Source organism: Amycolatopsis sp. MJM2582, assembly GCF_000754115.1.
GTDB classification, from domain to species: domain Bacteria; phylum Actinomycetota; class Actinomycetes; order Mycobacteriales; family Pseudonocardiaceae; genus Amycolatopsis; species Amycolatopsis japonica.
Genome location: NZ_JPLW01000009.1, coordinates 17725 through 44235 on the forward strand (window position 1 = coordinate 17725; position 26511 = coordinate 44235).

The 26511-nt window shown below is 69.9% G+C and carries 23 protein-coding genes; 12 read left to right on the top strand and 11 right to left on the bottom strand.

Annotated elements, in window-relative coordinates; translation table 11 throughout:
* Positions 1-46: 46 nt before the first annotated feature.
* A complete protein-coding gene (locus tag ED92_RS38805; protein ID WP_037347563.1) occupies positions 47-745 on the top strand; it encodes a TetR/AcrR family transcriptional regulator in 699 nt (232 codons plus the stop codon).
* A gap of 98 nt (positions 746-843) precedes the next feature.
* Positions 844-1785, top strand: a complete 942-nt coding sequence (locus tag ED92_RS38810; protein WP_037347565.1) for an alpha/beta hydrolase family protein — start codon at positions 844-846, stop codon at positions 1783-1785.
* A 5-nt stretch (positions 1786-1790) separates the two neighbouring features.
* Here ED92_RS38810 and ED92_RS38815 read toward each other — a convergent pair whose 3' ends face one another.
* The 6 genes from ED92_RS38815 to tig all read right to left on the bottom strand — a co-directional run bounded on the left by ED92_RS38815 (position 1791) and on the right by tig (position 7632).
* Positions 1791-2711 carry a sensor histidine kinase gene (locus ED92_RS38815; protein ID WP_304413656.1) on the bottom strand — a complete coding sequence of 307 codons (921 nt, stop codon included), beginning with the start codon at positions 2709-2711 and terminating at the stop codon, positions 1791-1793.
* A gap of 76 nt (positions 2712-2787) precedes the next feature.
* Entirely contained in the window at positions 2788-3168 is a 381-nt protein-coding gene (locus ED92_RS38820; RefSeq protein ID WP_037347567.1) for a hypothetical protein, read from the bottom strand.
* A 104-nt stretch (positions 3169-3272) separates the two neighbouring features.
* Positions 3273-4568, bottom strand: a complete 1296-nt coding sequence (gene clpX, locus ED92_RS38825) for an ATP-dependent Clp protease ATP-binding subunit ClpX (protein ID WP_016332355.1) — start codon at positions 4566-4568, stop codon at positions 3273-3275.
* 218 nt (positions 4569-4786) lie between these two features.
* Positions 4787-5458 carry an ATP-dependent Clp protease proteolytic subunit gene (locus ED92_RS38830; RefSeq protein WP_016332354.1) on the bottom strand — a complete coding sequence of 224 codons (672 nt, stop codon included), beginning with the start codon at positions 5456-5458 and terminating at the stop codon, positions 4787-4789.
* Positions 5459-5486: 28 nt separating this feature from the next.
* Positions 5487-6089, bottom strand: coding sequence for a ClpP family protease (locus tag ED92_RS38835; protein WP_016332353.1), 603 nt, complete (start codon positions 6087-6089; stop codon positions 5487-5489).
* Between the two features lie 172 nt (positions 6090-6261).
* On the bottom strand, positions 6262-7632 hold the full coding sequence (gene tig / locus ED92_RS38840; protein WP_037347570.1) for a trigger factor: 1371 nt from the start codon (positions 7630-7632) through the stop codon (positions 6262-6264).
* A gap of 453 nt (positions 7633-8085) precedes the next feature.
* Here tig and ED92_RS38845 point away from each other — a divergent pair, with 453 nt between their 5' ends.
* The 7 genes from ED92_RS38845 (at position 8086) to ED92_RS38875 (ending at position 18460) form a co-directional block, all read left to right on the top strand.
* Complete coding sequence (locus tag ED92_RS38845; RefSeq protein WP_037347573.1) at positions 8086-10098, top strand: fatty acid desaturase; 2013 nt, start codon at positions 8086-8088, stop codon at positions 10096-10098.
* Positions 10099-10235: 137 nt separating this feature from the next.
* Positions 10236-11762 (top strand): cell wall metabolism sensor histidine kinase WalK, encoded by a 1527-nt coding sequence (locus ED92_RS38850; RefSeq protein WP_037347576.1) that lies wholly within the window; start codon positions 10236-10238, stop codon positions 11760-11762.
* Positions 11763-11766: 4 nt separating this feature from the next.
* Positions 11767-13614: a glycosyltransferase family 39 protein gene (locus ED92_RS38855; RefSeq protein WP_037347578.1), complete on the top strand. Its 1848-nt coding sequence runs from the start codon at positions 11767-11769 to the stop codon at positions 13612-13614.
* 74 nt (positions 13615-13688) lie between these two features.
* Positions 13689-14942: a bifunctional glycosyltransferase family 2/GtrA family protein gene (locus ED92_RS38860; protein WP_233629966.1), complete on the top strand. Its 1254-nt coding sequence runs from the start codon at positions 13689-13691 to the stop codon at positions 14940-14942.
* A gap of 3 nt (positions 14943-14945) precedes the next feature.
* Positions 14946-16787: a glycosyltransferase family 39 protein gene (locus tag ED92_RS38865; RefSeq protein WP_037347583.1), complete on the top strand. Its 1842-nt coding sequence runs from the start codon at positions 14946-14948 to the stop codon at positions 16785-16787.
* A gap of 43 nt (positions 16788-16830) precedes the next feature.
* A complete protein-coding gene (locus ED92_RS38870; protein WP_052121254.1) occupies positions 16831-17652 on the top strand; it encodes a hypothetical protein in 822 nt (273 codons plus the stop codon).
* A gap of 109 nt (positions 17653-17761) precedes the next feature.
* On the top strand, positions 17762-18460 hold the full coding sequence (locus ED92_RS38875) for a PP2C family serine/threonine-protein phosphatase (protein WP_037347586.1): 699 nt from the start codon (positions 17762-17764) through the stop codon (positions 18458-18460).
* Positions 18461-18469: 9 nt separating this feature from the next.
* Here ED92_RS38875 and ED92_RS38880 read toward each other — a convergent pair whose 3' ends face one another.
* The 4 genes from ED92_RS38880 to ED92_RS38895 all read right to left on the bottom strand — a co-directional run bounded on the left by ED92_RS38880 (position 18470) and on the right by ED92_RS38895 (position 21426).
* Positions 18470-18934, bottom strand: a complete 465-nt coding sequence (locus ED92_RS38880) for a DUF2127 domain-containing protein (protein WP_037347589.1) — start codon at positions 18932-18934, stop codon at positions 18470-18472.
* 43 nt (positions 18935-18977) lie between these two features.
* Complete coding sequence (locus ED92_RS38885) at positions 18978-19382, bottom strand: hypothetical protein (RefSeq protein WP_037347593.1); 405 nt, start codon at positions 19380-19382, stop codon at positions 18978-18980.
* Positions 19383-19421: 39 nt separating this feature from the next.
* Complete coding sequence (locus ED92_RS38890) at positions 19422-20879, bottom strand: amidohydrolase (protein WP_037347596.1); 1458 nt, start codon at positions 20877-20879, stop codon at positions 19422-19424.
* A 94-nt stretch (positions 20880-20973) separates the two neighbouring features.
* Positions 20974-21426 carry a MarR family winged helix-turn-helix transcriptional regulator gene (locus ED92_RS38895; protein ID WP_037347597.1) on the bottom strand — a complete coding sequence of 151 codons (453 nt, stop codon included), beginning with the start codon at positions 21424-21426 and terminating at the stop codon, positions 20974-20976.
* A gap of 143 nt (positions 21427-21569) precedes the next feature.
* Here ED92_RS38895 and ED92_RS38900 point away from each other — a divergent pair, with 143 nt between their 5' ends.
* The 3 genes from ED92_RS38900 (at position 21570) to ED92_RS38910 (ending at position 25664) form a co-directional block, all read left to right on the top strand.
* Positions 21570-22751, top strand: coding sequence for an MFS transporter (locus tag ED92_RS38900; protein WP_037347598.1), 1182 nt, complete (start codon positions 21570-21572; stop codon positions 22749-22751).
* 28 nt (positions 22752-22779) lie between these two features.
* The gene (locus ED92_RS38905) at positions 22780-23613 is read left to right on the top strand and encodes an aldo/keto reductase (protein ID WP_037347599.1); all 834 of its coding nucleotides are present in this window, start codon (positions 22780-22782) and stop codon (positions 23611-23613) included.
* Positions 23614-23780: 167 nt separating this feature from the next.
* Complete coding sequence (locus ED92_RS38910; RefSeq protein ID WP_037347600.1) at positions 23781-25664, top strand: M48 family metalloprotease; 1884 nt, start codon at positions 23781-23783, stop codon at positions 25662-25664.
* A gap of 5 nt (positions 25665-25669) precedes the next feature.
* On the opposite strand, the gene ED92_RS38915 is transcribed toward ED92_RS38910, so the two are convergent.
* Positions 25670-26500: an SAM-dependent methyltransferase gene (locus tag ED92_RS38915; protein WP_037347601.1), complete on the bottom strand. Its 831-nt coding sequence runs from the start codon at positions 26498-26500 to the stop codon at positions 25670-25672.
* Positions 26501-26511 lie beyond the last annotated feature (11 nt).

Genomic DNA, 26511 nt, shown 5'->3' on the forward strand with positions numbered 1-26511 from the left:
GATGTTATGCGCTCATTTATAACAGGGTTATGAGATACTGGCAAGCATGGCACCGAAACCCTCCGCCGCCGAGGTCAAGGGCAAGCTGATCGAGGCGGCGATCCGGCTGCTCGCGCACGGCGGCCCGGAGGCGCTCCAGGCGCGCAAGCTCGCGGCCGAGATCGGCGCGTCCACCATGGCCGTGTACACCCACTTCGGCGGGATGGGCGCGCTCGTGGACGAGGTCGCGCGCGAGGGATTCCGGCGGCTGTCGGCGAATCTGGGCCTGGTCGAGGAGACCGACGACCCGGCGGCCGACATCCTCACCCTGGCGCTGGCGTACCGGCGGACCGTCGTGGACGACCCGCAGCTCTACGCGGTGACCTTCGGCCAGAGCCAGCCCAGCGGGCAGAAGGTGACCCTCGGCGACATGACCAACGAGGAGACCCGCCAGAACGCCAGCGAAGAGGGCATCGAGGCCTTCGGCTACCTCGTCCGCGCCGCGAAGCGGGTGATCGACGCCGGCCGGTTCCGCCCCGCACCGGAGTTCGAGGTCGCCGCGCAGCTCTGGAGCGCCGTGCACGGCTACATCACGCTGGAGGTCGCCGGCCATTTCGGCGACGGCGAGAATGGTGTGGACCACATCCTGATTCCCCTGGCCACCGCCCTCGGCGTCGGTCTGGGCGACACTTACGAGGCCGCGACGCGGTCCGCCCGCCGCTCGATCGAGGCCTGGCGCGCGAAAGAGGGAAACATCGGCACCTGATCCGGCGATACCCCGGTCACAGGTCGGTGAATCGTGCAACCTTCGAGCGGAAACGCGCGTCTGACCTGGTGGAAGCTCTACGGGGGAAACGGGGATCGGTGAACGAGGACGACCAGGGGCACACGACGCTGCCGGGGGTGGACGGCGCCCGCCGGTGGCTGAGCCGTCGTTCCGTGCTGATCGCGGGCGCCTCCGGCCTCGGCGTCGCCGGTCTCGCCGCCGGAACGGCCACCGGAGCCCTGCCGTTCAGCGAAGCGCTCCAGCGGGCGCTCGGTGTCGCGTCGCCGACCCCGGCCACCCAGCTGGGCAGCCCGCGGGTCGAACGCGTCTACTCCGAAGCCCGCGGCCGCGAGGTCGATCTCGTGCTCATGCTGCCGACCAAGGCGCCGCCCAAGGGCCTGCCGATGTCGCTGATGCTGCACGGCCTCCACGGCACCGCGCGGCACGCGGCCCCGACCGGACTGCTGAAACAGCTCGGCAGCGAGGTCGCCCGCAAGGCGGTGCCCCCGTTCGGGTTCGTCGCCGTCGACGGCGGAGACCACTACTGGCACGAGAACAAGCCGGGCGACAACCCGATGGCGATGCTGCTCGAAGAGGTCCCCCGCTGGCTGGCCGCGCGCGGTCTCGGCGGCCGGGACGGGCAGCCGTTCGCCGCCACCGGGCTTTCGATGGGCGGCTTCGGCGCGCTGCTGTACACCCGTCGCCGTCTGGAACGCCGTCGCCCGCCCGCCGCGGTCGCGGCCCTCGCGCCCGCGCTGATCACGTCGTGGGCCGAGATGAGCAAACGGCGCGCGTTCCGCGACGCCGCCGACTGGGGCTCGCTGGACCCGTTGCGCCATATCGACGTCACCAAAAGCGTGCCGACGGGGATCTGGTGCGGGACCGAAGACCCGTTCATCGGCGGGGTGCGGAAGTTCATCTCCGAGGCGCGGCCCATGGTCGCGCACACCTCGCGCGGCAAGCACGGCGACGCCTTCAACCGCACGGTCGTGCCGAGCCTGATCGCGTTCCTCGGCAAACACGTCCCGAAGAACGCCTGAGCAGCTCAGACGCGGAAGTAGATCCTGGTCACCGTCGACCCCGGTCTCAGGTACTGCCGGACCAGATCGGCGACCTGGTTCACCAGCACCAGGCCACGTCCGCCGATCTGTCCCGGCGAGGCGGGACGGCGGCCGGCCAGCGGATCGCTCAGCGTGCCTTCGTCGATGACCTCGCAGAGCACGTAGTCCTCTTCACGCCAGACGCGGACGACACCGTGGCCGGAGCCGTGCAGCACGCTGTTGGCGGACAGCTCGGCCACGGCGAGCACGAGATCTTCCACCCGCTCCAAAGCGAGCCCGTACTCCTCGGCCCGGTCCTGCGCGAAACTCCGCACCGCGCCGAGCCGGGCGAGGTCGAAGCGGAACGCGTCGGCCGCCCTCGGTTCGGGCAGCGGCAGGTTGTACTTCTCGACGACCGCCTCGGGGGCGTATCCAGTGCTCGGGCGGTCTCCCTCGGCGCCTGACAGCGTCGGATGGGTCCGCTCGGCGTCGGCGAGGACGTCGTCTTCGAGCCGGTTGCGGTCGTACGGGCAGAGGATGCTCAGCTCGCGGTCCCCGAAGGCGAAATTGATCAGGGCCTCGTGCTGCGCGCACGCCGGGTATTCGAGGGCCGATCGGCCCGCCCAGATCGGCTCGCCGATGATCCGCACCGGACCCGGGCGGTGGTCCGCGAACGCGAGCAGCACGCCGGGGAGGATGCGGCCGGGATTGCGGCCCGCCTCGGTCATGTCGATGAACTCGACCGCGGCCGCGGAATCGCCCAAGGCCGCTTCGATCAGCGCCAGATTCCGGCCGGGGACGGCCACCGCGACGGGCTCATCGAGTTTCAGGCCCTCCAGGATGTACGGAACCGTACCGTTCAGATACTCGGTGTCACCGGAGTAGAGCAGGCCCACGTGCGAGAAGAGACCCGCGGTGACTGTCACGGTGTCGTCTTACCCCGTGGAGACGATTCTGAAACCCTGCTAACGGAGGGAAATCGCGGAAACGGTGCCGGGCCGATCAGCCGAGCCAACGTCCCGCCATCGAGATCAGCCAGAATCCGGCGAGCGTCGCACCGGTGAACAGCCCGGTCCAGGCGACGAGCGATCGGTTGGCCTCCGCGCTTTTCGCCGCCTTGAGCCGGACGAGCGCGTACGCCGAAACGGCGAAGAACGGCAGCGGGATCAGCGGCAGCGGCGACAAGCGGACGACCCCGGCCACCAGGCAGGTCGCCACCAGCACGCCCAGCGCGATCGTCAGCGCGCGCGGGAGCCACGGATGCCCGCGGTAGGCCCCGACGACGATGCGTTCGGTGAGTTCGACGAGTCCCCTGACCTCGCGTGGACTCGCGGCTGCCAGCTCGGGAGCCTCGTTCTCGTCCTTCGTGGGAGTCAGCGGCACCTTCGCATCCTATCCCGGTCCGGTCGCCGGCCGGACCGGGCCGGAGAAAGCGATGCCCCGGCCGGAGGTTTCCGGCCGGGGCATCGCTGACGAAACAGCTTTTGTCAGGCGGACTTCTCGCCGCGCTCGCTGCTGCGACGGCGTGACGGCTGACGCGCCACGATCGTCGGGTTCACGTTCTCGCGGACGGTCTGCTCGGTGATGACGACCTTCGCGACGTCGTCGCGGCTCGGGATGTCGTACATGACCGGCTGCAGGACCTCTTCCATGATCGCGCGCAGGCCACGGGCGCCGGTGCCGCGGAGCACGGCCTGGTCGGCGATGGCCTCGAGCGCGGTCTTGGTGAACTCCAGCTCGACGTTGTCCATCTCGAAGAGCTTCTTGTACTGCTTCACCAGCGCGTTGCGCGGCGTGGTCAGGATGCTGACCAGCGAGTCCTTGTCGAGGTGGGTCACCGTCGCCACGACCGGAAGACGCCCGATGAACTCCGGGATCAGCCCGAACTTGATCAGGTCCTCCGGCATGGTGTCGGAGAAGATGTCGCTCTCGTCGATCTCGGCCTTGGTGCGGATCTCCGCGCCGAACCCGAGGCCGCGTTTGCCGACCCGCTCGTTGATGATCTTCTCCAGCCCGGCGAACGCGCCGGCCACGATGAACAGCACGTTCGTCGTGTCGATCTGGATGAACTCCTGGTGCGGGTGCTTGCGGCCGCCCTGCGGCGGCACCGAGGCGGTGGTGCCCTCGAGGATCTTCAGCAGCGCCTGCTGCACGCCCTCGCCGGACACGTCGCGGGTGATCGACGGGTTCTCCGACTTGCGGGCGATCTTGTCGACCTCGTCGATGTAGATGATGCCCGTCTCGGCGCGCTTGACGTCGTAATCCGCCGCCTGGATCAGCTTGAGCAGGATGTTCTCGACGTCCTCGCCCACGTACCCGGCTTCGGTGAGCGCCGTGGCGTCCGCGATCGCGAACGGGACGTTCAGCATCTTCGCCAGGGTCTGGGCCAGATAGGTCTTGCCGCAGCCCGTCGGCCCCAGCATCAGGATGTTGGACTTCGCCAGCTCGACGGTCTCGTCCTTGGAATCCTTCGGCCCGGCCTTGTCGTCGGACTGCACACGCTTGTAGTGGTTGTACACCGCCACGGCCAGCGAACGCTTCGCGTCGTCCTGGCCGATGATGTACTGCTCGAGGAACTCGTGGATCTCGGCGGGTTTGGGCAGCTCGTCGAGCTTGACCTCACCGGCCTCCGCCAGTTCCTCTTCGATGATCTCGTTGCAGAGATCGATGCACTCATCGCAGATGTAGACCCCGGGGCCGGCAATGAGCTTCTTCACCTGCTTCTGGCTCTTGCCGCAGAAAGAACATTTCAGCAGGTCGCCGCCGTCACCGATCCGTGCCATGGCCGTTGACCTCGTCCCCTCCGGCGCGATACGCGCCTGACTGTCTTACCGCCCCGGTCACGGATGACCTCTCGGAGCCTCACACACTGCCACTGACGGTACCCGTCCGATGCCGCCGACGGGAGAACCAACGTCACATCTGAGCACGCCAGAAGCTGACCATAGACCAGGGGTCCGGTGCGTGTCGTCTCCCGACACGCACCGGTCCCCTCGCCCGATCAGCTGCTCGAAGCCTTGCGGTACTCGAGCACCTCGTCGACGATCCCGTACGCCTTGGCCTCGTCGGCCGTCAGGATCTTGTCGCGCTCGATGTCCTTCTTGACCTCGTCGGCGTCCTTGTTCGTGTGCTTCGCCAGGATGACCTCCATCTGGCGCCGCACCCGCTGGATCTCGTTGGCCTGGATCTCCAGGTCCGACACCTGGCCGTACGTGCCCTCGGTGGCGGGCTGGTGGATCAGCACGCGCGAGTTCGGCAGCGTGAACCGCTTGCCGGGGGTGCCGGCGGCCAGCAGCACCGCGGCGGCCGAGGCGGCCTGGCCGATGCACATGGTGACGATGTCCGGGCGGACGTACTGCATCGTGTCGTAGATCGCCATCAGCGCGGTGAACGAGCCACCGGGCGAGTTGATCAGGATCATGATGTCGCGGTCCGGGTCCTCGTGCTCGAGGTGCAGCAGCTGGACCATCACGTCGTTGGCCGACGCGTCGTCGATCTGCACGCCGAGCATGATCTGACGCTCTTCGTACAGCTTGTTGTACGGGTTCGATTCCTTGATGCCGTAGCTCGTGCGCTCGACGTACGAGGGCAGGACGTACCGCGACTGCGGCAGCTGGAGCCGCGACTGCATCCCGGGCGCCTGCGACCCGATCGGAAGCTGGAAGTTGCTCATTGAAATTCTCCTGTGTGCCGGGCGCGGATCAGCTGTTGGGAAGCGGGTTCTCACGGGTGAGGACCTGGTCCACGAAGCCGTAGTCCTTCGCCTCCTGCGCGGTGAACCAGCGGTCGCGGTCACCGTCCTTGACGATCTGCTCGACCGTCTGGCCGGTCTGCTCGGCGGTGATCCGGGCCAGCTCCTGCTTCCACTTGCCGAACACCTCGGCCTGGATGGCGATGTCGGAGGCCGTGCCGCCGACACCCGCCGAGGGCTGGTGCATGAGGATGCGCGCGTGCTGCAGCGCGTACCGCTTGCCGGGCGTGCCGGAGGAGAGCAGGAACTGCCCCATCGACGCGGCCAGGCCCATCGCGTAGGTCGCGACGTCCGGGCGGATCAGCTGCATGGTGTCGTAGATCGCGAAACCCGCGGTGACCGAGCCACCGGGCGAGTTGATGTAGAAGCGGATGTCCGACTCGGAGTCGTCTGCGTCGAGCAGCAACAACTGGGCGGTGATCCGGTTCGCGACCTCGTCGTTGACCTCGGAGCCGAGGACGACGATGCGCTCCTGGAGCAACCGCTCGAAGACCGAGTCGGTGAGGTTGAGCCCTGCGGTACCGGTCCGCGCCTGGGGCGTGTGCTGCGTCACGTCATGCCTGCCTTTTCGCCGACGGCGGCGGGTGGAACGTTCGCCGCCGCGTATGTCCAGATGCTTGAGGATCTTGCAACCGACCCTAACGAACTTGGGCGGTGCAGAATGCCTGACACCGCCCAAGTTCGCTTACAGCTTTACGGTCCGATTCGACCGGACCGGATATTCCCTACTCGGCCGCAGTCTTCGCGGTCTCCTCGGTGACCTGCGTCTCCTCGGCTGCGGGGCCGAAGAGCTCTTCGAGGTCGACCGTGGCGCCGGAGGCGTCGGTCACGGTGGTCTTGCGGACCACCGAGGCCAGCGCCTTGCCGCGGCGCACGTCGGCGTAGATCGCGGTCAGCTGACCGGACTGCTGCGCCCGCTGGACGTACTCGTCCGGGCTGACGCCGAAGCGCTGCGCCTGGTAGATGATCCGCTCGGTGAGCTCGCCGTCGTTGACCGACGTCTGCTCGGCGTCGGCGATGCTGTCCAGCAGCAGCTGCGTGCGGACCGCCTTCTCCGACTCCTCGCGGACCTCGGTGTCGAACTCTTCGATCGTGCGGCCTTCGGCCTCCAGCGCCTTCGCGAACTGCGCCTCGTCATGGTCGAAGGGGTGGATCGCGTCGTGCTTGCGGTTCTCGATCTCGGCCTCGAGGACCTTCTCCGGGATCGCGACCTCGGTGCGCTCGAGGAGCTCCTCGAGGACCTTGTCACGGGCCTGGACGCCCTGCTGCATCTTCTTGACGCGGCCGAGGCGCTCGCGGAGGTCGTTCTTCAGCTCTTCGATCGTGTCGAACTCGCTCGCCATCTGGGCGAACTCGTCGTCCGCCTCGGGCAGCTCGCGCTGCTTGATGGTCTGCACGGTGACGGTGACGTCGGCGTCCTTGCCGGTGTGCTCGCCGGCGACCAGCTTCGTGGTGAAGGTCTTGGTCTCGCCGGCGTTCGCGCCGATGATCGCCTCGTCGATACCGTCGACGAGCTGGCCGGAGCCGATCTCGTAGGACAGGCCGGTGGTCGAGGCCTCCTCGACCTCCTGGCCGTCGACGGTGGCGGCGAGGTCGATCGAGACGAAGTCGCCGTTCTCGGCCGGGCGGTCGACACCGGTCAACGTGCCGAAGCGGGCGCGCAGCTCGTCGAGCTGCTCGTCGACCTCGGCGTCGGTCAGTTCGACGTCGTCGACGCTGACCGCGAAGCCCTCGAGGTCGGGCAGCGAGATCTCCGGGCGGATGTCGACTTCGGCGGTGAACTCGAGGACCTCGCGGTCCTCCAGCTTGGTCACCTCGAACTCGGGCTGGCCCAGCGTGCGGACCTCGCCCGCGCGCACGGCTTCCATGTACTTGGCCGGAATGACCTCGTTGACGACCTCGTCGAGCACCGGGGCTCGCCCGATCCGGCTTTCCAGCACGCGAGCCGGCGCCTTGCCCGGGCGGAAGCCGGGGATGCGCACCTGCTGGGCGATCTTGCGGTAGGCGCGGTCGAAGTTCGGCTTGAGCTCGTCGAACGGCACCTCGACATTGATCTTGACTCGCGTCGGGCTGAGCTGCTCGACGGTGCTCTTCAACGTATTCTCCTCGAGCGGTAAACGATGTGTTGGGGCATCCGCATGTCTTCGACGGCGGATGTGCCCTGGTCACCTTGCAGACCGGGCCGTCCGAGTCTAGGCCGTGTCCCATCCCGGCCCGGTCCCGGGGCCATCAGCCCGCCCTCGCCCGCCGGTCACAGGTTTCGAACCACGTCGGACCATCAGGCCCCCGACCACCCGATCGGACCAGTTTTCGGTTCTTCTCTGTTACGAACCGGCCCTTTCCTGGACACGGATGCGTGCCACGCTTCACCATCGGACGCCGTGACGAGGCGTTTCGGCGATCGGATGAAGTTTACAAACCAGTACTAATTGTCTACGGTGTGCAAGCTTGTCCCGGTAGCCATCGACCGAGGGGAACGATCGATGACCGTCGCCGTAACCCGGTCCGAGGACACGGGGGAATCACCCGAGAGAAGACCCAGACGCGGTGTGCCCAATCCGCGGCTGCCGCTGCCACTGGTCTCGGTACCGACCGTGCTGCTGTTCACCGGCGGTGTCATGGTCTGGACGGGCGCCACCTGGCTGGTCGTCACCGAGGCCGCGCCGCTGTGGGTGACCATTCCCCTGCACGCGCTCGTCACCTTCACCATGTTCACCGTGCTGCACGAGTCGACGCATCACGCGGCCGGGCGGCTCACCTGGGTCAACGAACTGCTCGGCAGGCTAGCGATGCCGTTCGTGGCGGCCTACGGCTCCTTTCCCCTGGTGCGCTACATCCATCTGGAGCACCACCGCAATACCAACGAGGACGCCCACACCGACCCCGACGCCTGGACCGCGCACGGCCCCTGGTGGCAGTTGCCGCTGCGCTGGCTGACCATCGACTTCTGGTACGCCCGTTTCTACGTGGCCCGGCAGCGCACGCGGCCGCCGTCGGAGCGGATCGAGACCGCGGCCGTCGTCACGCTGAGCCTCGCCGCGTTCGCCTGGCTGACCGTCAGCGGCCACGGCTGGGAACTGCTGATGGTCTACCTCATCCCGCAACGCGTCGGGCTGGCCGTGCTGGCCTGGTGGTTCGACTGGCTGCCGCATCACGACCTCGGCGCGCAGCGGCAGAACCGGTTCGGCGCCACCCGCGTCCGCGTCGGGCTCGAATGGCTGATGACGCCGATCATGCTGTGCCAGAACTACCACCTGGTGCACCATCTCCACCCCGCGATCCCGTTCTACCGGTACCTGCGCACCTGGCGGGACAACCGCGACGCCTACCTCGCCAGGGACGTCCCGATCGCGACCCCGTGGGGCCGCGAGCTGACGGCGGCGGAGTACCGCGAATGGCGGCGGCTCACCGGCTCGTTCGACGAGGAACCGCCCGCACCGCAGCCACTGCGGCCGAGCCGGTTCCACTCGCTGCGGGTCGCCGAGGTCCGGCCGCTGTGCGAGGGCGCGGTCACGGTGACGTTCGAGGTGCCGGAGCGGCTGCGCGAGACCTTCCTTTTCACCCCCGGCCAGCACCTCGTCATCCGCGCGGAGGTCGACGGGGAAGAGGTGCGGCGCGCCTACTCGATCTGCTCGACGCCGGACTCCGGGGAGCTTCGGATCGCGATCAAGCACCAGCTCGGCGGCGCGTTCTCGACGTTCGCCACCACGGAACTCGCGGCGGGCGACGTCCTGGACGTCCTGCCGCCGGACGGCGAGTTCACGCTGATCCCGGATCGGGGCCGCGCCGGCCGTTACGTCGCGCTCGCCGCGGGCAGCGGGATCACGCCGATCCTGTCGATCCTGACCGCGACCCTGCGGAACGAGCCGAACAGCAAGGCGACCTTGCTGTACATCAACACCTCCGGCGCCAGCACGATGTTCGCCGACGAGCTCGGCGAACTCGCCGCGCGGCTGGGCGGACGGCTGCACGTCGTGCACTACCGCACCGACGAACGTGACCCGGATCTGCGCACGCACCGGCTCGAGAAGCCGTTCGACATCGTCGGCGAGGCGCTGGCCATCTCGCACGAGCGCTACCAGCGCGGCCGTCTCGACAGCACCCGCCTCCGCGCGCTGCTGCAGGCGCGGTTGCATCCGGCGAAGGTGGACGACTGGTTCCTGTGCGGGCCGCGCGACCTCGTCGACATGGCCCGCCGGACACTGGCCGACCGGGACGTCCCGGAGGAGAACGTCCATTTCGAACTGTTCCAGGGCGCGCTTCCCGTGCGACCCTCGCGACGCCCCGGCCCGACGCTGACCGTCACCGCGGGCGGCAAGACCGTCGAAATCCCCGCGACCGTGGGCGAAACCGTGCTCAGCGCCGCGCTCCGACACGGCGTCGACGCGCCATACGCGTGCGTCGGCGGGGCTTGCGGCACGTGCCGGGCGACCGTGGTGCGGGGCAGCGCGCGGATGGACGTCCACTACGCGCTCGGGGACGACGAGGTCGCCGCGGGCCGGATCCTGACCTGCCGGGCGGTGGCGACCTCGCCCGAACTCGCCGTCGACTACGACCGCTGATCGGCCCCCAATCACGCGAGTTCCGTCTCTGAACACGCGAGTGACGTGTCCGATCACGCGAGTGCGGCATTGCGGCACACAGCGGGCTCACAGGTGGGACACAACGCGCGCATACGACGGCGGCGCACGCTCGGGTCATGGCATCCGGTCCGACCGCCGGCCCGCGCCGGTGGCCCCGGCCCGGGCGGCTTTCCCTGCGCGCCAAGCTGACCGGCTCGATGGTGCTGCTGCTCACGTTCGTCTGCCTGGTGATCGGCGTGGCCAGCGAGATCGCGCTGCGCTCGTTCCTCACCCGCCAGATCGACGACCAGCTCTCGGCCGCGTCGTCCCGCGCCCAGGACTTCGCGAACCGGCCGCCGGAGGACGGGCTCGGTCCCAATCCGCTCAACGCGCCGGGCCAGGCCTCCGGGACGCTCAGCGTGCGGGTCTCCGGCGACCGCGTGCTCTACGCGGGAGTCCTTACCGTGCAAGGACTTCCCCAAGGATTGTCGGCCGAGCAGGAGGCCGGGCTGTTCTCGATCCCGGCGGACCGTCCGCCGATGACGCTGACGATCGGCGGGCTGGGCGACTACCGCGTGCAGGCCGCCTCGATCCCCGGCGGCGTGGTCGTCACCGGGCTCCCGCTCGGGCCGATGCAGGACACGCTGGCCACCGTCGGGTGGATCCTGTTCGGGGTCGCGGCGGCGGGCGTCACCGGCGCCGGGTTCCTCGGCGCGTTCGCCGTCCGGCGCACGTTGCGGCCGCTCGACCGGGTCGCGGCGACCGCGGGCCGGGTGTCGGCGATGCGGCTCGACCGCGGTCAGGTCGCGCTTTCCGTACGGGTGCCCGAGATCGACACCGATCCGCGGACCGAGGTCGGCCAGGTCGGTTCCGCGCTGAACCTCATGCTCGGGCATATCGCGCGGGCGCTGGAAGCCCGGCAGGCCAGCGAGACCCGGGTCCGCCGGTTCGTCGCCGACGCGAGTCACGAACTCCGCACTCCGCTCGCGGCGATCCGCGGGTACGCCGAACTCGCCGGCCGCGGCAGCGCGCTGGCGCCCCCGGAGGTCGCGCGTTCGATGTCGCGGATCCAGTCCGAGGCGGCCCGGATGACGACGCTGGTCGAGGATCTCCTCCTGCTGGCGAGACTCGACGCCGGGCGCCCGCTCGAAGCGGGCGATGTCGACCTCACCAGGCTGGCCGCGGACGCCGTCGGCGACGCGCACGTCGCGGGTCCGGACCATCGCTGGGAACTCCGGCTCCCGCCCGTGCCCGTCCTCGTCCGCGGCGACGTCCAGCGTCTGCACCAGGTGCTGGCGAACCTGCTGTCCAACGCGCGCACGCACACCCCGCCGGGCACCACGGTGATCACCGCGCTGACCCGCTCGCACGGTGGCGCCGCGGTGCTCACCGTCACCGACGACGGCCCCGGGATCGACCCGGAGCTCCTGCCGAGCGTGTTCGAACGCTTCGCCCGCGGTGATTCCTCCCGGTCCCGGAGCGCGGGCAGCACCGGGCTCGGGATGGCGATCGCGTCGGCGATCGTCGTGGCCCATCACGGCACGATCGAGGTGCACAGCCGTCCGGGCCGCACCGAATTCGCCGTCCACCTTCCGGTGATCGGATCCTCACAGCGGGTGCACAGCTTCGGCACAACCACCCCCCAGGTCGGCCCCCGACGCTGAGGCCATGACCCTCCTCGCCTCCCGCGACGAAGCCGATCGGACCGCTCCCCCCGCCCGAGGCACGCCGGCCGATCCGCGCTGGGTCCGGCCGTCGCTGGCCGCGCTCCTGCTCGCGACCGCCGTCCTGTACCTGTGGAACCTCGGGGAATCCGGCTGGGCCAACGCCTTCTACTCGGCGGCCGCGCAGGCGGGATCGCTGAGCTGGAAGGCGTTGTTCTTCGGATCCAGCGACGCCGCGAACGCGATCACGGTCGACAAGACACCGGCCGCGCTGTGGGTGATGAGCCTTTCCGCGCGTCTGTTCGGCGTCGACGCCTGGAGCATCCTGGTGCCGCAGGCGTTGATGGGCGTCGGCTCGGTCGCGATGCTGTACGCCGCGGTGCGCCGGACGTCCGGCCCGGCCGCGGGACTGCTGGCGGGCACGGTCCTCGCGCTCACCCCGGCCGCCGCGCTGATGTTCCGCTTCAACAACCCCGACGCGTTGCTCGTCCTGCTCCTGACCGCGGGCGCGTACTGCGTCGTCCGCGCGCTGGAGAAGGCGAGCCCGCGCTGGTTGGCGCTGGCCGGAGTCGCCGTCGGTTTCGGTTTCCTCGCGAAAATGCTCCAGGCGTTCTTGGTGCTGCCCGCGTTCGGTCTCGCCTACCTGATCGCCGCCCCGACCTCGCTCGGCAAACGTCTGCTGCACCTACTCGGCGCTTTGGCCGCGACCCTGGTCTCGGCCGGCTGGTATCTCGCCGTCGTCGCGTTGTGGCCCGCCGCCGACCGGCCCTACATCGGCGGCTCGCAGGAGAACAGCCTGTGGGAGCTGGCTTTTGGCTACAACGGCTTCGGTCGCATTACCGGCGACGAGGTCGGCAGTGTCGGCGGGAATCCCAACGGCGGCTGGGGCGGCACGGGCTGGGACCGGCTGTTCGGCGAGGAGATGGCGGGCGGCATCGCCTGGCTCCTGCCCGCCGCCGCCGTCGCGCTGGCCGCCGGGCTGTGGTTCACGCGCCGTGCCCCGCGCACCGACCGCGGCCGGGCGGCGCTGATCGTCTGGGGCGGCTGGTTCGTGGTGACCGCCGTCGTGTTCAGCTACATGGGCGGCATCATCCACGCGTACTACATGATCGCGCTCGCCCCGGCGGTCGCCGCACTCGTCGGGATCGCGGGCACGCAATTGTGGCGCGCACGGGGGAATCCGGCCGCCGCGGGCACGTTGAGCGCGGGAATCGGGCTGACCGCGCTCACGGCGTATCTCCTGCTGTCACGGCAATCCGACTGGCTTCCCGGGCTCGCGATCGCCGTCCTCGTGGCCGGGCTTCTGTGCGCCTTCCTGGTGTTCTTCGCCTCGCGTTTGCCTGACGTGGCAAGGCGTCTGGTCGCCCTCGGCGCACTCATCACCATCCTCGCAGGCACGGGGGCGTACACGGTCGCGACCGCCGCCACCCCGCATTCCGGCGCGCTTCCCTCCGCCGGGCCGGATACGGGCCGGGGCATGCGGATGGGCGGCGGCGGGTTGCTCGGGACGAGCCTGCCCGGCGACGAACTGGCCGCGCTGATCCGGCAGGACAGCGCGAACTACACCTGGGCGGCGGCGACCGTCGGCTCCAACAACGCCGCGGGCTACCAGTTGGGCAGCAGCGCGCCGGTGATGGCCGTCGGCGGGTTCAACGGCACGGATCCCGCCCCCACGCTCGAACAGTTCCAGGAGTACGTCCGAAAAGGACGGATACATTACTTCCTCGGCGAGGGCATGATGATGCGCGGGGAGACCGGCAGCGACGCCGCCGAGCGGATCGCCGCCTGGGTCGCGGACATCTACGAACCGACCACTGTGGACGGTGTCACCGTCTACGACCTGAGCCGGTGAATCCCGTGACAGGACACAGCGACAGCACAGCTCGGGCACAAGGCGACCTCAGCGCGATGGCCGAGATTGACGTCATGACAACCGCGATCCTCTCCGGCGCCGAAACCGGCCGCCGCCCCGCCATCGCCCCGGACGGCTCCCCCGTGCTCGACGTCGTCATCCCGGTCTACAACGAGGAAACCGACCTCGAACCGTGCATCCGGAGGCTGCACGCGCACCTCGTGGAGCAGTTCCCGTACCCGTTCCGGATCACCGTCGCCGACAACGCCAGCACCGACGGCACACTGCACGTCGCGGAACGGCTGAGCCGCGAGTTCGACGCCGTCGAAGTCCGGCACCTCGACGAAAAAGGCCGTGGCCGTGCGTTGCGTGCCGTTTGGTCCACTTCGGACGCTCCGGTGCTCGCGTACATGGACGTCGACCTCTCGACCGATCTGGCCGCGCTCGGGCCGCTCGTCGCGCCACTGCTGTCCGGCCATTCCGACCTCGCCATCGGCAGCAGGCTCGCCCGCGGCGCGCGGGTGGTGCGCGGACCGAAGCGGGAGTTCATTTCCCGGTGCTACAACCTGATCCTGCGCGGCACGCTGGCGGCGAGGTTCAGCGACGCGCAATGCGGGTTCAAGGCGATCCGCGCCGACGTCGCCGAACGGCTGCTCCCCCACATCCAGGACACCGGCTGGTTCTTCGACACCGAACTGCTCGTGCTGGCGCAGAAGGCGGGGCTGCGGATCCACGAGGTCCCGGTCGACTGGGTGGACGACCCTGACTCGTCGGTGAACATCATCGCCACCGCGACCGCCGACCTCAAAGGCATCGCACGGCTGACCAAAGCCACGATGACCGGCCGCATCCCGATCAGCGGCCTGCGCGAGCAGCTCGGCCGGGCGCCGATCCAGGTACAGGCGCCAGGAGTGGCGCCGAGCCTGGTGCGACAGCTGGTGCGGTTCGCCGCCGTCGGCGTCGCCAGCACCGTCGCCTACCTCGTGCTTTTCCTGCTGCTGCGCACGTTCACCGGCGCGCAGGCGGCGAACCTCGTCGCGCTGCTGGTGACGGCGATCGGCAACACCGCGCTCAACCGGCGCCTGACCTTCGGCATCCGCGGCAGGCAAGGCGCGGGGCTGCATCAATTCCAGGGCCTCATCGTGTTCGGGCTCGGGCTCGCGCTCACCAGTGGCGCGCTGGCGCTGCTGCACACGATGACCGCGCCGGGGCTGGCGCTGGAGATCACCGCGCTCGTACTCGCGAACCTCGCGGCCACCGTCCTGCGTTTCCTGCTGCTGCGGGGCTGGGTGTTCCGCCGCCGCCCCGCCACCGAGATGGAGAGCTGAGCCATGACCACCGCACTCGCTTCCCGGGCAGAACCCGGCCACGTCGGGGAAACCGCCACGAAACCACCCGGCCGATGGGTCCGGCCCGCCGTGTTCGGGCTGCTCGCCGCCACCGCGCTGCTGTACTTCTGGAACCTGACCGCGTCCGGCTACGGCAACTCGTTCTACGCGGCGGCCGTGCAGTCGGGCACCCAGGACTGGAAGGCGTGGCTGTTCGGCTCCCTCGACGCGGGGAACGTCCTGACCGTCGACAAACCCCCGGCCGCGCTCTGGGTGACGACGGCGTTCGCCCGCATCTTCGGTTTCTCCAGCTTCACCGTGCTGGCGCCGCAAGCGCTGATGGGCGTGGCATCGGTCGGCCTTCTGTACCTGACGGTGAAGCGGACCTCCGGACCGATGGCCGGCCTGTTCGCCGGGGCGGCGCTCGCCGTCACGCCGGTCGCCGCGCTCATGTTCAAGTTCAACAACCCGGACGCGTTGCTGACGCTGCTCCTGATCGCCGGCGGGTACTGCACGATCCGCGCGATCGAAACGGCGAGCCCGCGCTGGCTGGCGCTGGCCGGGGTCGCCATCGGATTCGGCTTCCTGACCAAGATGATGCAGGCGTTCCTGGTGCTGCCCGCGTTCGGGCTCGCGTATCTGGTCGCGGCGCCGGCGTCGCTCGGCAAACGCCTGCTGCACTTGCTCGGCGCAGTGGTCGCGGTCGTCGTCTCGGCGGGCTGGTTCATCGCGCTGGTCGATCTGTGGCCGACCGATTCGCGGCCGTACATCGGCGGCTCGGACGGCGACAGCCTGCTCGAACTGGCCTTGGGCTACAACGGTCTCGGCCGGATCTTCGGCATGGGCGGCGGCGTGATGGTCGGCGGCCCCGGCGGCCCCGGTGGCGGGAACGTCGGCTTCGGCGGCGAAAGCGGCCTGACCCGGATGTTCGGCGCCAGCTTCGGCGGCGAGGTGTCGTGGCTGCTGCCCGCCGCGCTGATCGGGCTGGTCGCGGGACTGTGGTTCACCCGGCGGGCGGCCGGGACCGACCGGACGAGGGCCGCGTTGATCGTGTGGGGCGGCTGGATGCTGGTCACCTCGCTGGTGTTCAGCTTCATGAGCGGGATCGTGCACCCGTACTACGCCGTCGCGCTGGCGCCGTCGATCGCCGCGGTGGTGGCGATCTCCGGGACCTCGCTGTGGCGCGGCCGGGCGCACTTCGCGCCTCGGGTGTTCCTGTCCTTGATGATCGCGGCGAGCGCCGTGTGGGCGTACATCCTCCTGGACCGTGACGCGGACTGGCTGCCCGCGTTGCGCTGGATCATCGTCTGCCTCGGCCTGCTGACCGCGACCGTCGTGCTGGTGGGTGTCCCGCCGGCGCGCAAACTCGCCGCCGTCGTCGCGACGGTCTCCGTGCTGACGATCGGCCTCGGGACCGCCGCGTACGGCATCGAGACCGCTTCGCAGTCGCACTCCGGCTCGATCCCGATCTCCGGCCCGTCCACCGGTGGCGAGCGCGGAATGGGCATGGGTATGGAAGAGGGGTCCTCGGCGGAGATCGGGGCCGTGCTCGCGGCGACCACGACGAAATGGGCGGCCGCGACGTCGAGTTCGCAGTCGGCGGCGAACCTGGAACTCGCGAGCGGAAAGTCGGTGATCGGCATCGGCGGTTGGAGTGGCGGGGATCCCGCACCGACCCTGGCCGAATTCCAGCGGTACGTGGCGAACGGCGACATCACCTATTACGTCGAAGGCGGCCGCGGCGGCGGGCCGGGCGGCGGTTCGAACGAGATCGTCGAATGGGTCGCCGAGAACTTCACCGCCACGACGGTCGGCGAGCAGACGGTGTACAACCTGCTCTCCTGAAATTGCGTCGACAAACCTCGGGGCGCACGGGAACCTGGACGGCGTGAATCGGCCGTACCGCTGGGATCTCGTGCGCCCCGACCAGCTCGGGACGCTACTGGAGCGCGCCGGGGAACCGTGGTTGTGGTTCCTGGCCGAATTGATCGAATGCGCCGCGAAGGTGATCGCCCGGGCGGGAGACGCGGATCTCTACTTCGTCGGCCGCTCCGCGGACAGCGTGCACGATCTGCTGAGCGGAACCCCTTGGCGGGAACGGATCCACCAATTGCCGCTGTCGTTCGCGGGCGCCCGATCCGGACTGAGCGAGTCCGATGTGGACACTCTTCGCGGCTATCTCGCTTCGGCGGGCCTGAGTCCGCACGACCTGGCGCGCGGGCGGCCGAAGGTGTTCGTCGACCTCGTCCACTCAGGACAGACGTTCACCGAACTCTACGGACTGCTGCGAAAGTGGATCGACGACGAGCGCGAGGCGTGGAGCATCGTCCGCGGACGGCTCCGGTTCCTCGGGATCACCGTCCGAGAGCGCACGACACCGTCGGCGTTCCGCTGGCAGCAGCATTTCGACTGGCCGGCCGACCTGCCCGCGAACGGCGTCCGGAACATTTCGCTCGCTTGGCCGGTTTGGCACTACTTCGGCGACCGGCAGGAGAAACTCACGGCGTCGTTCCCGCGGCCGCGCTGGTCGGACGAGAACGGCCGCGCGCCGGAGCATTCCGAGGAGCGGCTGCGGGGGCTCGCCGAGGCGGTCGCGATCGTCGAGGCGGGGCGCTCGAAGGCGGGGCGGGACCTGCTCGTGCGGCATCTGCGGAAGGAACCGGCGATGACGGAGAGCTGGCTGCGGACCCTGATCACCCGCCTGCGCTGACCACTCACGAGACGGGACCGACAGCTGCCTTTCACCTACCCCTCAGGTCGCCCACAGGATTCGGGCGCACTCTGGAAGCAGGGCATCACCCAGGGGTGAGGAGTGGACGATGAGGGAGCTTCCGCACTGGCACACGGCGAGCGCGCGGGGACCGCGCGAGTACAACGCGGACGCCGTCGCGGCGTACGCGGCGGCGGGCGGCCGCGGGATCGTGTTCGCGCTGGCCGATGGAGTCGGAGATCACCCGAATGCCGCACAAGCGGCCCGGACAGCGGCATCGGCGGCGGCGCGGACACCGGTCGATCAGGGGGCGGTCGGGGCCGTTCTCGCTGCTCAGCGGGCCGTGCTCGCCCTCGGCGGAGCCGGTGACTGCGTCCTCGTCGTGGCCGTCCGGACCGGCGAAGGGTATGGCATCGCGTGGGTCGGGGACGCGCGGGCGTACGCTTGGGACGGTTACACCGTGCGGCAGGTGACGAAGGACCATACGCTCGCGCAGTACTTCCGCGACCACGACCAACCCGTGACACCGCGGATGGAACACGTCGTCACCACCAGCGTCCGCACGGCCGGTGCGCACGAGATCGGCACCGCCACCGTCACGACCGGCGGGCTTCTGCTCACCAGCGACGGTGTGCACAAGACGCTCAGCGGTCCGGCCATGCTCGACATCCTCGGGATGCCGGACGGGGCGGCCGCGGAGCTGGTGCGGACGGCGATCTCGCTCGGTGGCTCCGACAACGCCACCGCGATCGTGGTGGATCCGCCCGGCGCGGAGGTCACCACGGAAAAGTTTCGCGTCGCGGCCTGAACCGGGCGGTCAGGCCGCGACGCGATCCCTCTTCAGCTGACGGTATTCACGCAGCACCAGCACGACGATCAGGACGTCGAGGGCGGCGAAGAACGGCAGCGCGAGCGAGTGCGTGTGGATCGCGCGGAAGATCTCGTAGACCACGAACGCCGAGAGCACCACGGCGGCCACGGGGTAGGCCCGCATCACCTTCTTCGCGAGCGCCCACACCAGGCCGAGCTTGATGAGGCCGTGCGCGACGAGGTACACGACGGCGAACGTCCGGCCCTCGGCGAAATGGCCGGCGGCGAGTTCGAGGTGCCGGGCCAGCGTCCCTTCGGGGTCGCCGAGCAGGTCGCGGGTGACCACGGCGTGCGCGAAACCGGAGATGACCGTCGCCGGCACGATCATCAGCACCAGCCCGCCCACCAGCTGCAACGCGCCGTCGAGCCCCTTCAGGGTGATGGCGATCCGGAACAGCTTCTCGGTGCTCATGTCACCTCACCCTGCCGCACCGGGCCGCCGTCCGCAGCCACCGTCACCGGAACAGGCGGTCCCGGCAGGTCGGGCATCGTTCGTGCCGGGCGGTCCGGCCGGAGGCGTCCCTGCCGTAGAACGGAAAGCACGGGGCCCCGCAGACGGCGAGATAGATCCGCCCGCACCGCAGCGGCCGCTCGCCGACGTGATGGGCCACCATCAGCGCACGATGGCGCTCGCCCGCTTCGGGCAGCCAGCCGTCGTCGGGCAGCTTCGCGAGCACGTCCGCGTCGACGTCGTCCGATCGGGCGAGCAGCGCCGTGCCGAGGTCGGTCAGCCGCTCCCCGAGATCGCGAAGGACGTCGGCGCGCGGCGCGTCGTCCTCGACCATCCGGGTGACGAAGGTGATGTCGGTGCCCAAGGAGCCGTGGAGATCCCGGAGCCGGTCGATGAGACGGTGATCCATGCCCTCCCATTAAGGCGTTGCGCCCGGGCAAGGAAAGGGTCACGAGGCGTAGGTGACCCGGCCGTTCATGACGGTGGCGGTGACGGGGATGTCGCGCAGCCCGGCCGGGGACAGGCGCACCGGATCCACCGCGGTGACGACCAGATCCGCGACGTCGCCCACGGCCACCCCGGTCCGGCCGCCGGACGACGCCGCGAGCGCGGCCTCCAGCGGCATGGCCTGCTCGGGGTGCCACGCCGGACGGTCGTCGTCGGTGCGGCTGACCGCCGACGCGATCGCGTCCCACGGGTCCAGCGGCGCGACCGGCGCGTCCGAGCCGAACTCCAGGCGCACCCCGGCGCGGTACAGGGCGCCGTACGGGAACGCCCGATCGGTCCAGCCGTGCCAGTGCCGTTCGGCGACGTCGCGGTCGTCCGGCTGATGCGCGGGCTGCACGCTCGCCACGACCCCCAGCTCGGCGAAGCGGGCGACGTCCTCGGAACGCAGCAGTTGCGCGTGCTCGATCCGGCCGGCGCAGCCGACGTTCGCGAACGCGTCGAGCGCGATCTTGTTGGCGTGATCGCCGATCGCGTGCACCGCGGGTGAGAGACCGTGCTCGGAAGCCTTGCGCATCAACGGCTCCAGCTCCTCGGGCGGCAGTTCGAGCAGCCCGTGGGACTCGGTTCCGGCGTAGTGGCCCACGCAGTACGCGGTGCGCGTGTTCAGCGAACCGTCGACGAACAGCTTGAACGGGCCCACCGTGAGCAGCCCGCCGCTGCCCTCCAGGACGTCGCCGGAGCGGTGGCCGCGTTCGATGGCCGTGTCGAGCAGGTACTTCGCGATCACGCAGGAAACCCGGACCGGCAGCGGTTTCCGCGCCAGCCGTCGCCGCCAGTCGGTGACGGTGTCGGCGTATTCGTAGTCGACGATCTTGGTGACGCCGCGGGCGGCCGCCGCGTCGAGGGCGTCGGCGACCCAGCCGTCGATGACGTCGTCGGGGGCGACCGGGAGTTCGGCCGTCGCGCTCATGCAGTCGTTCTCCAGCAGCACCCCGGTGGGATGGTCGCGGCCGATGAGCTTCAGCGCGGCAGGGCTGAGCCACAGCGTGTGGAGGTCGGCGCTGAAGAGCGCGACCGGATGCCCGGGCAGCGCCTTCTGCAGCAGATCCTTGTGCGGGGCGTCGGGCCAGAGGCCGTCGCGGAACCCGGCGCCGAGCACGAGTTCGCCGGGTGGCGCGGGATTCGCGAGCAGATGGGCGAGCACGAGCTCGACCGTGTGCGCGGCGGAGGTCGCCTCCCCCAACGGGATCCGGCGGCGCGCGGCGGACCACTGCGCGGTGTGCACATGCGTGTCGACCAGCCCGGGCAGCAGGGTGCCGCCGTGCCCGTCCAGGATCTCCGACGCCTCACCCGCCTGCCCCGGGCCCGCGATGGCCGCGACCCGGCCGCCCTCGATCCGCACGTCCGACAGGGAACCCGCCAGGCCGACCCGGACCCGGCGCAACAGAAGATCGTCCACGCCCTCACCTTGCCAGCCCGCCCGCGTTTAGTCCTCTGAATGCGGTCCTTGCGCGCGCAACGATCGCATTCAGAGGACGAAATGCGGGAGGGGGTCAGGAGCGGGCGAAGGTGAGTTTTCCGAGCGCGGCGACCAAAGGCGCGAGTTCGGGGAGTTCCTCGGCGGCGGCGAGTGCCTCGGTGAGGACGGTGTCGTGCGTCGGCCGCGCGGCCGCGAGCAGTTCCTGTCCCGACGGCGTGACCTCCGTGTAGATCCCCCGCCGGTCGTCCGGGCACAGGTACCGCTGCAGCAGCCCCCGGTCCTCCAGCCGCGACACCAGCCGCGTCGTCGCCGACTGGCTGAGCACGACGGCGTTCGACAGCTGGTTCATCCGCAGGTGGAAACCGTCCTGACGGGCGAGCACGTCCAGCACGGTGTACTCGCTCACGGACAGCGAGTGCTGCTGCGCCAGCGCGCGCTCGAGCGCGTCCTCGATCCGCGCGTGCAGCGCGGCGAGGGTCCGCCAGCCCTGCGCGCGTGCCTCCACGGCGTCGTCGGCCAGTGACACGGTTCACCTCTTCCCCGGTTGCCCGAGCTTCGTTGCGTCATGCATCATCAAGCGTGTGCAATATACGGCGCGTGCAACTATTTCAGACGCCCGTAGTTGCCAACGCCAGTCATCACCACTCTACGGGAAGAAGTGAGCCTCCAATGCCTGCCGCTCTGCTCGCACTGGCGATCAGTGCCTTCGGTATCGGCACCACCGAGTTCGTGATCATGGGGTTGCTGCCCGAGGTCGCGGGCGACTTCGGCGTCTCGATCCCCTCCGCCGGGCTGCTGATCTCCGGCTACGCGCTCGGCGTCGTGGTCGGCGCCCCGCTGCTGACCGCGCTCGCGTCGCGGGTGCCGCGCAAGACGGTCCTGGTCGGCCTGATGGTCCTGTTCATCGCCGGCAACGTCGTGTCCGCGCTGGCCCCCACCTACGGCCTGTTGATGACCGGCCGCGTGGTCGCCGCGCTGTCGCACGGCGCGTTCTTCGGCGTCGGCGCGGTCGTCGCCGCCTCGCTGGTCGCGCCGACCAAGCAGGCGGGCGCCATCGCGATGATGTTCACCGGCCTGACCGTCGCCAACGTCCTCGGCGTGCCCGCCGGGACCGCGCTCGGCCAGGCGCTGGGCTGGCGCTCGACGTTCTGGGCGGTCAGCGCGCTCGGCGTGATCGGCCTGATCGGGATCCTCGCGCTGGTCCCCGTCCAGGCGACGACGCAGAGCGCCGGGCTGCGCAGCGAACTGGCCGTGTTCCGACGCCCGCAGGTGTGGCTCGCACTGGCGATGACCGCGCTCGGCTTCGCCGGGGTGTTCGCGTCCTTCACCTACATCGCCCCGATGATGACCGAGGTCGCGGGCTTCTCCCCCGGCGCGGTGACCTGGCTGCTGGTGCTGTTCGGCGGCGGCCTGTTCGTCGGCAACCTGCTCGGCGGCAAGGCGGCCGACCGGTCGCTGATGCCCAGCCTGTACGTCATCCTCGCCGTGCTCGCGGCCGTCCTGGTCGTGTTCGTCTTCACCGCGCACGCCCAGCTCCCCGCCGCGATCACCATCGCGGTCTTCGGCGCCGCCGGTTTCGCGACCGTCGCGCCGCTGCAGGCCCGTGTCATGAACAAGGCCGAAGGCGCGCCCGCGCTGGCTTCGGCGGCCAACATCGCCGCGTTCAACCTCGGCAACGCCGGGGGCGCGTGGCTCGGCGGCAAGGCCATCGACGCCGGTCTCGGCTACACCGCGCCCAACTGGATCGGCGCCGCGCTCGCGCTCGCCGGACTGCTGGTCGCGGTCATCTCAGGCATGCTCGACCACGGGCGGCGAAAGGCTCGTCGCGCCGAACTGGCCCCCGCCGCCTGAACCGGAAACACCCATGAAAGGAACACAAGTGACCGACATTCCCACCGTCAAGCTCAACAACGGGGTGGAGATGCCGCAGCTCGGGTTCGGCGTCTTCCAGGTGCCGGACGAGGAGACCACCGCCGCGGTCAAGGCCGCGCTGGACGCGGGCTATCGCAGCATCGACACCGCCGCCATCTACGGCAACGAAGCGGGCGTCGGCAAGGCACTCGCCGAGTCCGGGATCGCCCGCGACGAGCTGTTCATCACCACCAAGCTGTGGAACAGCGAACAGGGCTACGACGCCACACTGAAGGCGTTCGACGCCAGCCTGGCCAAGCTGGGCCTGGAGCAGCTGGACCTGTACCTCATCCACTGGCCGACGCCCGAGCGCGATCTCTACCGCGACACGTGGAAGGCCTTCGAGAAGCTCTACGCCGACGGCCGGGTGCGCGCGATCGGCGTGTCCAACTTCCAGCCCGCGCATCTCGAACGGCTGGCCGACGCCGGTTCCGTGACCCCGGCGGTCAACCAGGTCGAGGTGCACCCGTACCTGCAGCAGGCCGAGGTGCGCGAGTACGACGCGAAGCACGGCATCGCGACCGAGGCGTGGAGCCCGCTGGCCAAGGGCGGCGACCTGCTCGGTGAGGACGCGGTGAAGGCGCTGGCGTCGAAGCACGGCCGCACGCCGGCGCAGATCGTGCTGCGGTGGCATCTGCAGCTGGGCAACGTCGTGATCCCGAAGTCCGTGACCCCGTCGCGGATCAAGGAGAACCTCGACGTCTTCGGCTTCACGCTGTCGGAGGAGGATATCGCCTCGCTGTCGGTGCTGGACCGGGGCGAGCGGACCGGGCCGGATCCCGACACCTTCAACGTCGCCTAGTCACAAGTCCGTGAAGGCCTCCTTGAGGGACTCTGGGTCTCTCAAGGAGGCCTTCACGGACTTTCCCAGGTAGCGGGCGTAGCGCTTTGTTTTCGCACGAGCCCGCTGCGTAGCCGGTTACTATTCGGCCGCACAGACGGCACTTGTGCGAAAAGAGGTAACCGACGATGCAGGCCCGAGGACGCGCCGTCCTCGCGACACTTCTGCTCGTGGCGTTCCCGGTGGTGGTCGTCGCGGTGGGTGTCGCCAGTGTGCTGGCGGGCCTGCGGATCCAGGGCAAGATCGGCACCTACGTCATGTTCGGCGGGCTGGCGATCATGGTCGCACTCGCCTTCGGGCTGCTGAGCGCCTTGCGGGCGCGGCGTCCCCCGATCGAGGGGCCGCGGCTGGACCGCGACGCCCATCCCGCGTTGTGGGAGATGATCGACGACCTCGCCGCACAGGTGAAGACGCGGCCGCCGGACGAGATCGTGCTGATCGGCGAGATCAACGCGGCGGTCAGCGAGGACGCCCGGTTCCTCGGTCTGCGGCCGGGCCGCCGCACGATGCTGATCGGGCTTCCGCTGCTGGCGGCGATGAGCGTCAGTGAGCTTCGGTCCGTCCTCGCGCACGAACTCGGCCACTACAGCGGCGGCCACACCCGCCTGCTCGCGCTGACCTATCGCGGCACCCAGACCCTCGCCTTCACCGTCGACAGGCTGGACGGCGGCCCCGCCAGGGCCCTGCTCTCCGCCTACTCGAAGCTGTACCTCCTGGTCGCGCGGTCGGCGAACCGGCGGCAGGAACTGCAGGCCGACGAGGCGTCCGTACTCGCCGCGGGCAGCCGGACGGCGGCCGCGGCACTGCGGAAGGCCGCGACGCTGAGCCCGCTGTGGAAGGACTACTCCGAGCGCTATCTCTCGCTCGGCGCGGCGGCGCGGCGCACTCCCCCGGTGCTGCTGGGGTTCCGGTCGTACCTCAACCACCCCGTCCAGCGGGACTGGGTGGCCGAGTACGCCGAAGACGTCATCGACGGCGAAGAGCTCTCGAAGTACGACAGCCACCCGCCCACGAAGCGGCGTATCGCCGCACTGGCGGGTGTCCCGGACAACCCGGTGAAGCCGGACGCGCGACCGGGATGGTCGCTGCTGGGCGCGCCGAAGATCGACGTGCCTGAGGCGGAACTCGACGTGCTGATCCGCGACGTCGGGCCACGCGCGGACTGGGACGAGGTCGTCAAACGCGCGGGCCGGGCGTCGGTGGCGGAAGGCGCGCGGCTGCTGACCGCGGCCGGGATCGAGAGCAGGCTGGCACCGCGCGGCACGATCGGCGAGGTCGTGCGGGTCCTGCGTGACGGCGACGCCGACGCGCTCGCGAAACCCCTTCGGGCCCCGTCGCGCGAAGAGGGCCTGGAACTGCTGACCGAACTGTTCGCCGACACCGTCACCGCCGCGATGATCGACAACGGCGTCGCCGCGCACCGCCTGAACTGGGGCGGCGGCTGGGAACTGTGCCTCGGCGACGGCGAGCCGTTCGACGTCGCCGAACTGGTCGGCGCGGCGGTGCGCAGCCCGCGCGCGGTCGACGAACTGGTCCACAACCTGCAACTGCTGAACGTGCCCGCCGCCTACTTCTGCAAACAGGAACCCCAGCCGGAACCGGATCCCGCCGAAGCCCGCATGCTCGGGCTGTTCACCGCGTTGAAGGCCAAACGGAAGCTCTACGACCTGATCGTCTGCGACACCGAAGTGGTGCTGCTGCCGATGGCGCGTTCGGTGCTGATCCGCCGGGGCCTCGCCGGCCTGATCGGGGCACGCGGGGTGTCGGACCGCAAGCGGATCCGGAAGCTGCGCGAGCGCGGCCTCGACGATCTGCGCGCGGAACCGGGCGCCCGGCGGATCCCGTTGTCGGACATCGTCGCGGGCGGTTTCCCGCGCCGGAAGCTGACCACGTACCTGACGCTGGAGCTGTCCGACGGCGAGACGCTGGAACTGGCGATCACCGGCAACACCGAGGATTTCGGCGCCGCCCACGACGAACTGACGGCGTTCTTCGGCTCGCTGAAAGCCTGACGCCGTTAAGGCTTGATCCCCACTCCACCGAGACTCAGGTGGTTCAGCTCCGTCAGCGGAGCGAGACGCGGCCCCTCCGGCCACCACTCGTGCAGGTGCACCACGCCGGGCTCGAGGATCTCCAGCCCGTCGAACAGCGACTCGATCTCGTCGCGCCCGCGATGCACCGTGCGGTGTCCGGTGCCGGCCATCAGGTCGTCGAGCTTCCGGGCGAGCGCGCCACGCGAGCCTTCGCCGGGCGTGAAGTCGTGCGTGATCAGCACGTAGGACCCCGGCGCGATCGCGTCGACGTAGGCGCGCACGACGGCCCGCGCCTTGTCGAGGTCTTCGATGTGGTGCAGCACCGAGTTCAGGATCACCGCGACCGGGCGGTCGAGTTCGATGTGCTCGGTGACCACCGGATCGGCGAGGGTCTGCGCGGGATCGGTCAGATCCGCGCCGCTCACGTGGACGAGGTGGTCCTCCAGCAGCGCCAGGCCGTGCGCCTGGACCACCGGGTCGTGATCGACGTAAACGACCAGCGCGTCCGGGTTGTACCGCTGCGCCGCCTGGTGGGTGTTCTCCGCGGTGGGCAGCCCGGAGCCCAGATCGAGGAACTGGTCGATACCGCGGGCGTCGGCGAGGAAGCGGACCACCCGGTTCGCCCAGGCGCGGAACTCCTTGGCCATCGCGGCGGCGTCGGGGGCGAGGGCGAGCAGGTCTTCGACGGCGCGCCTGTCGACCTCGTAGTGGTCGTGCCCGCCGAGCAGGACGTCCTTCATCCGGGCGAGATTGGGCTTGCTGTAGTCGAGGGGGAGCGGGCGCCTCGGCACAGACCGGACCTCGTCCGAAGTCATGGACACGTTCC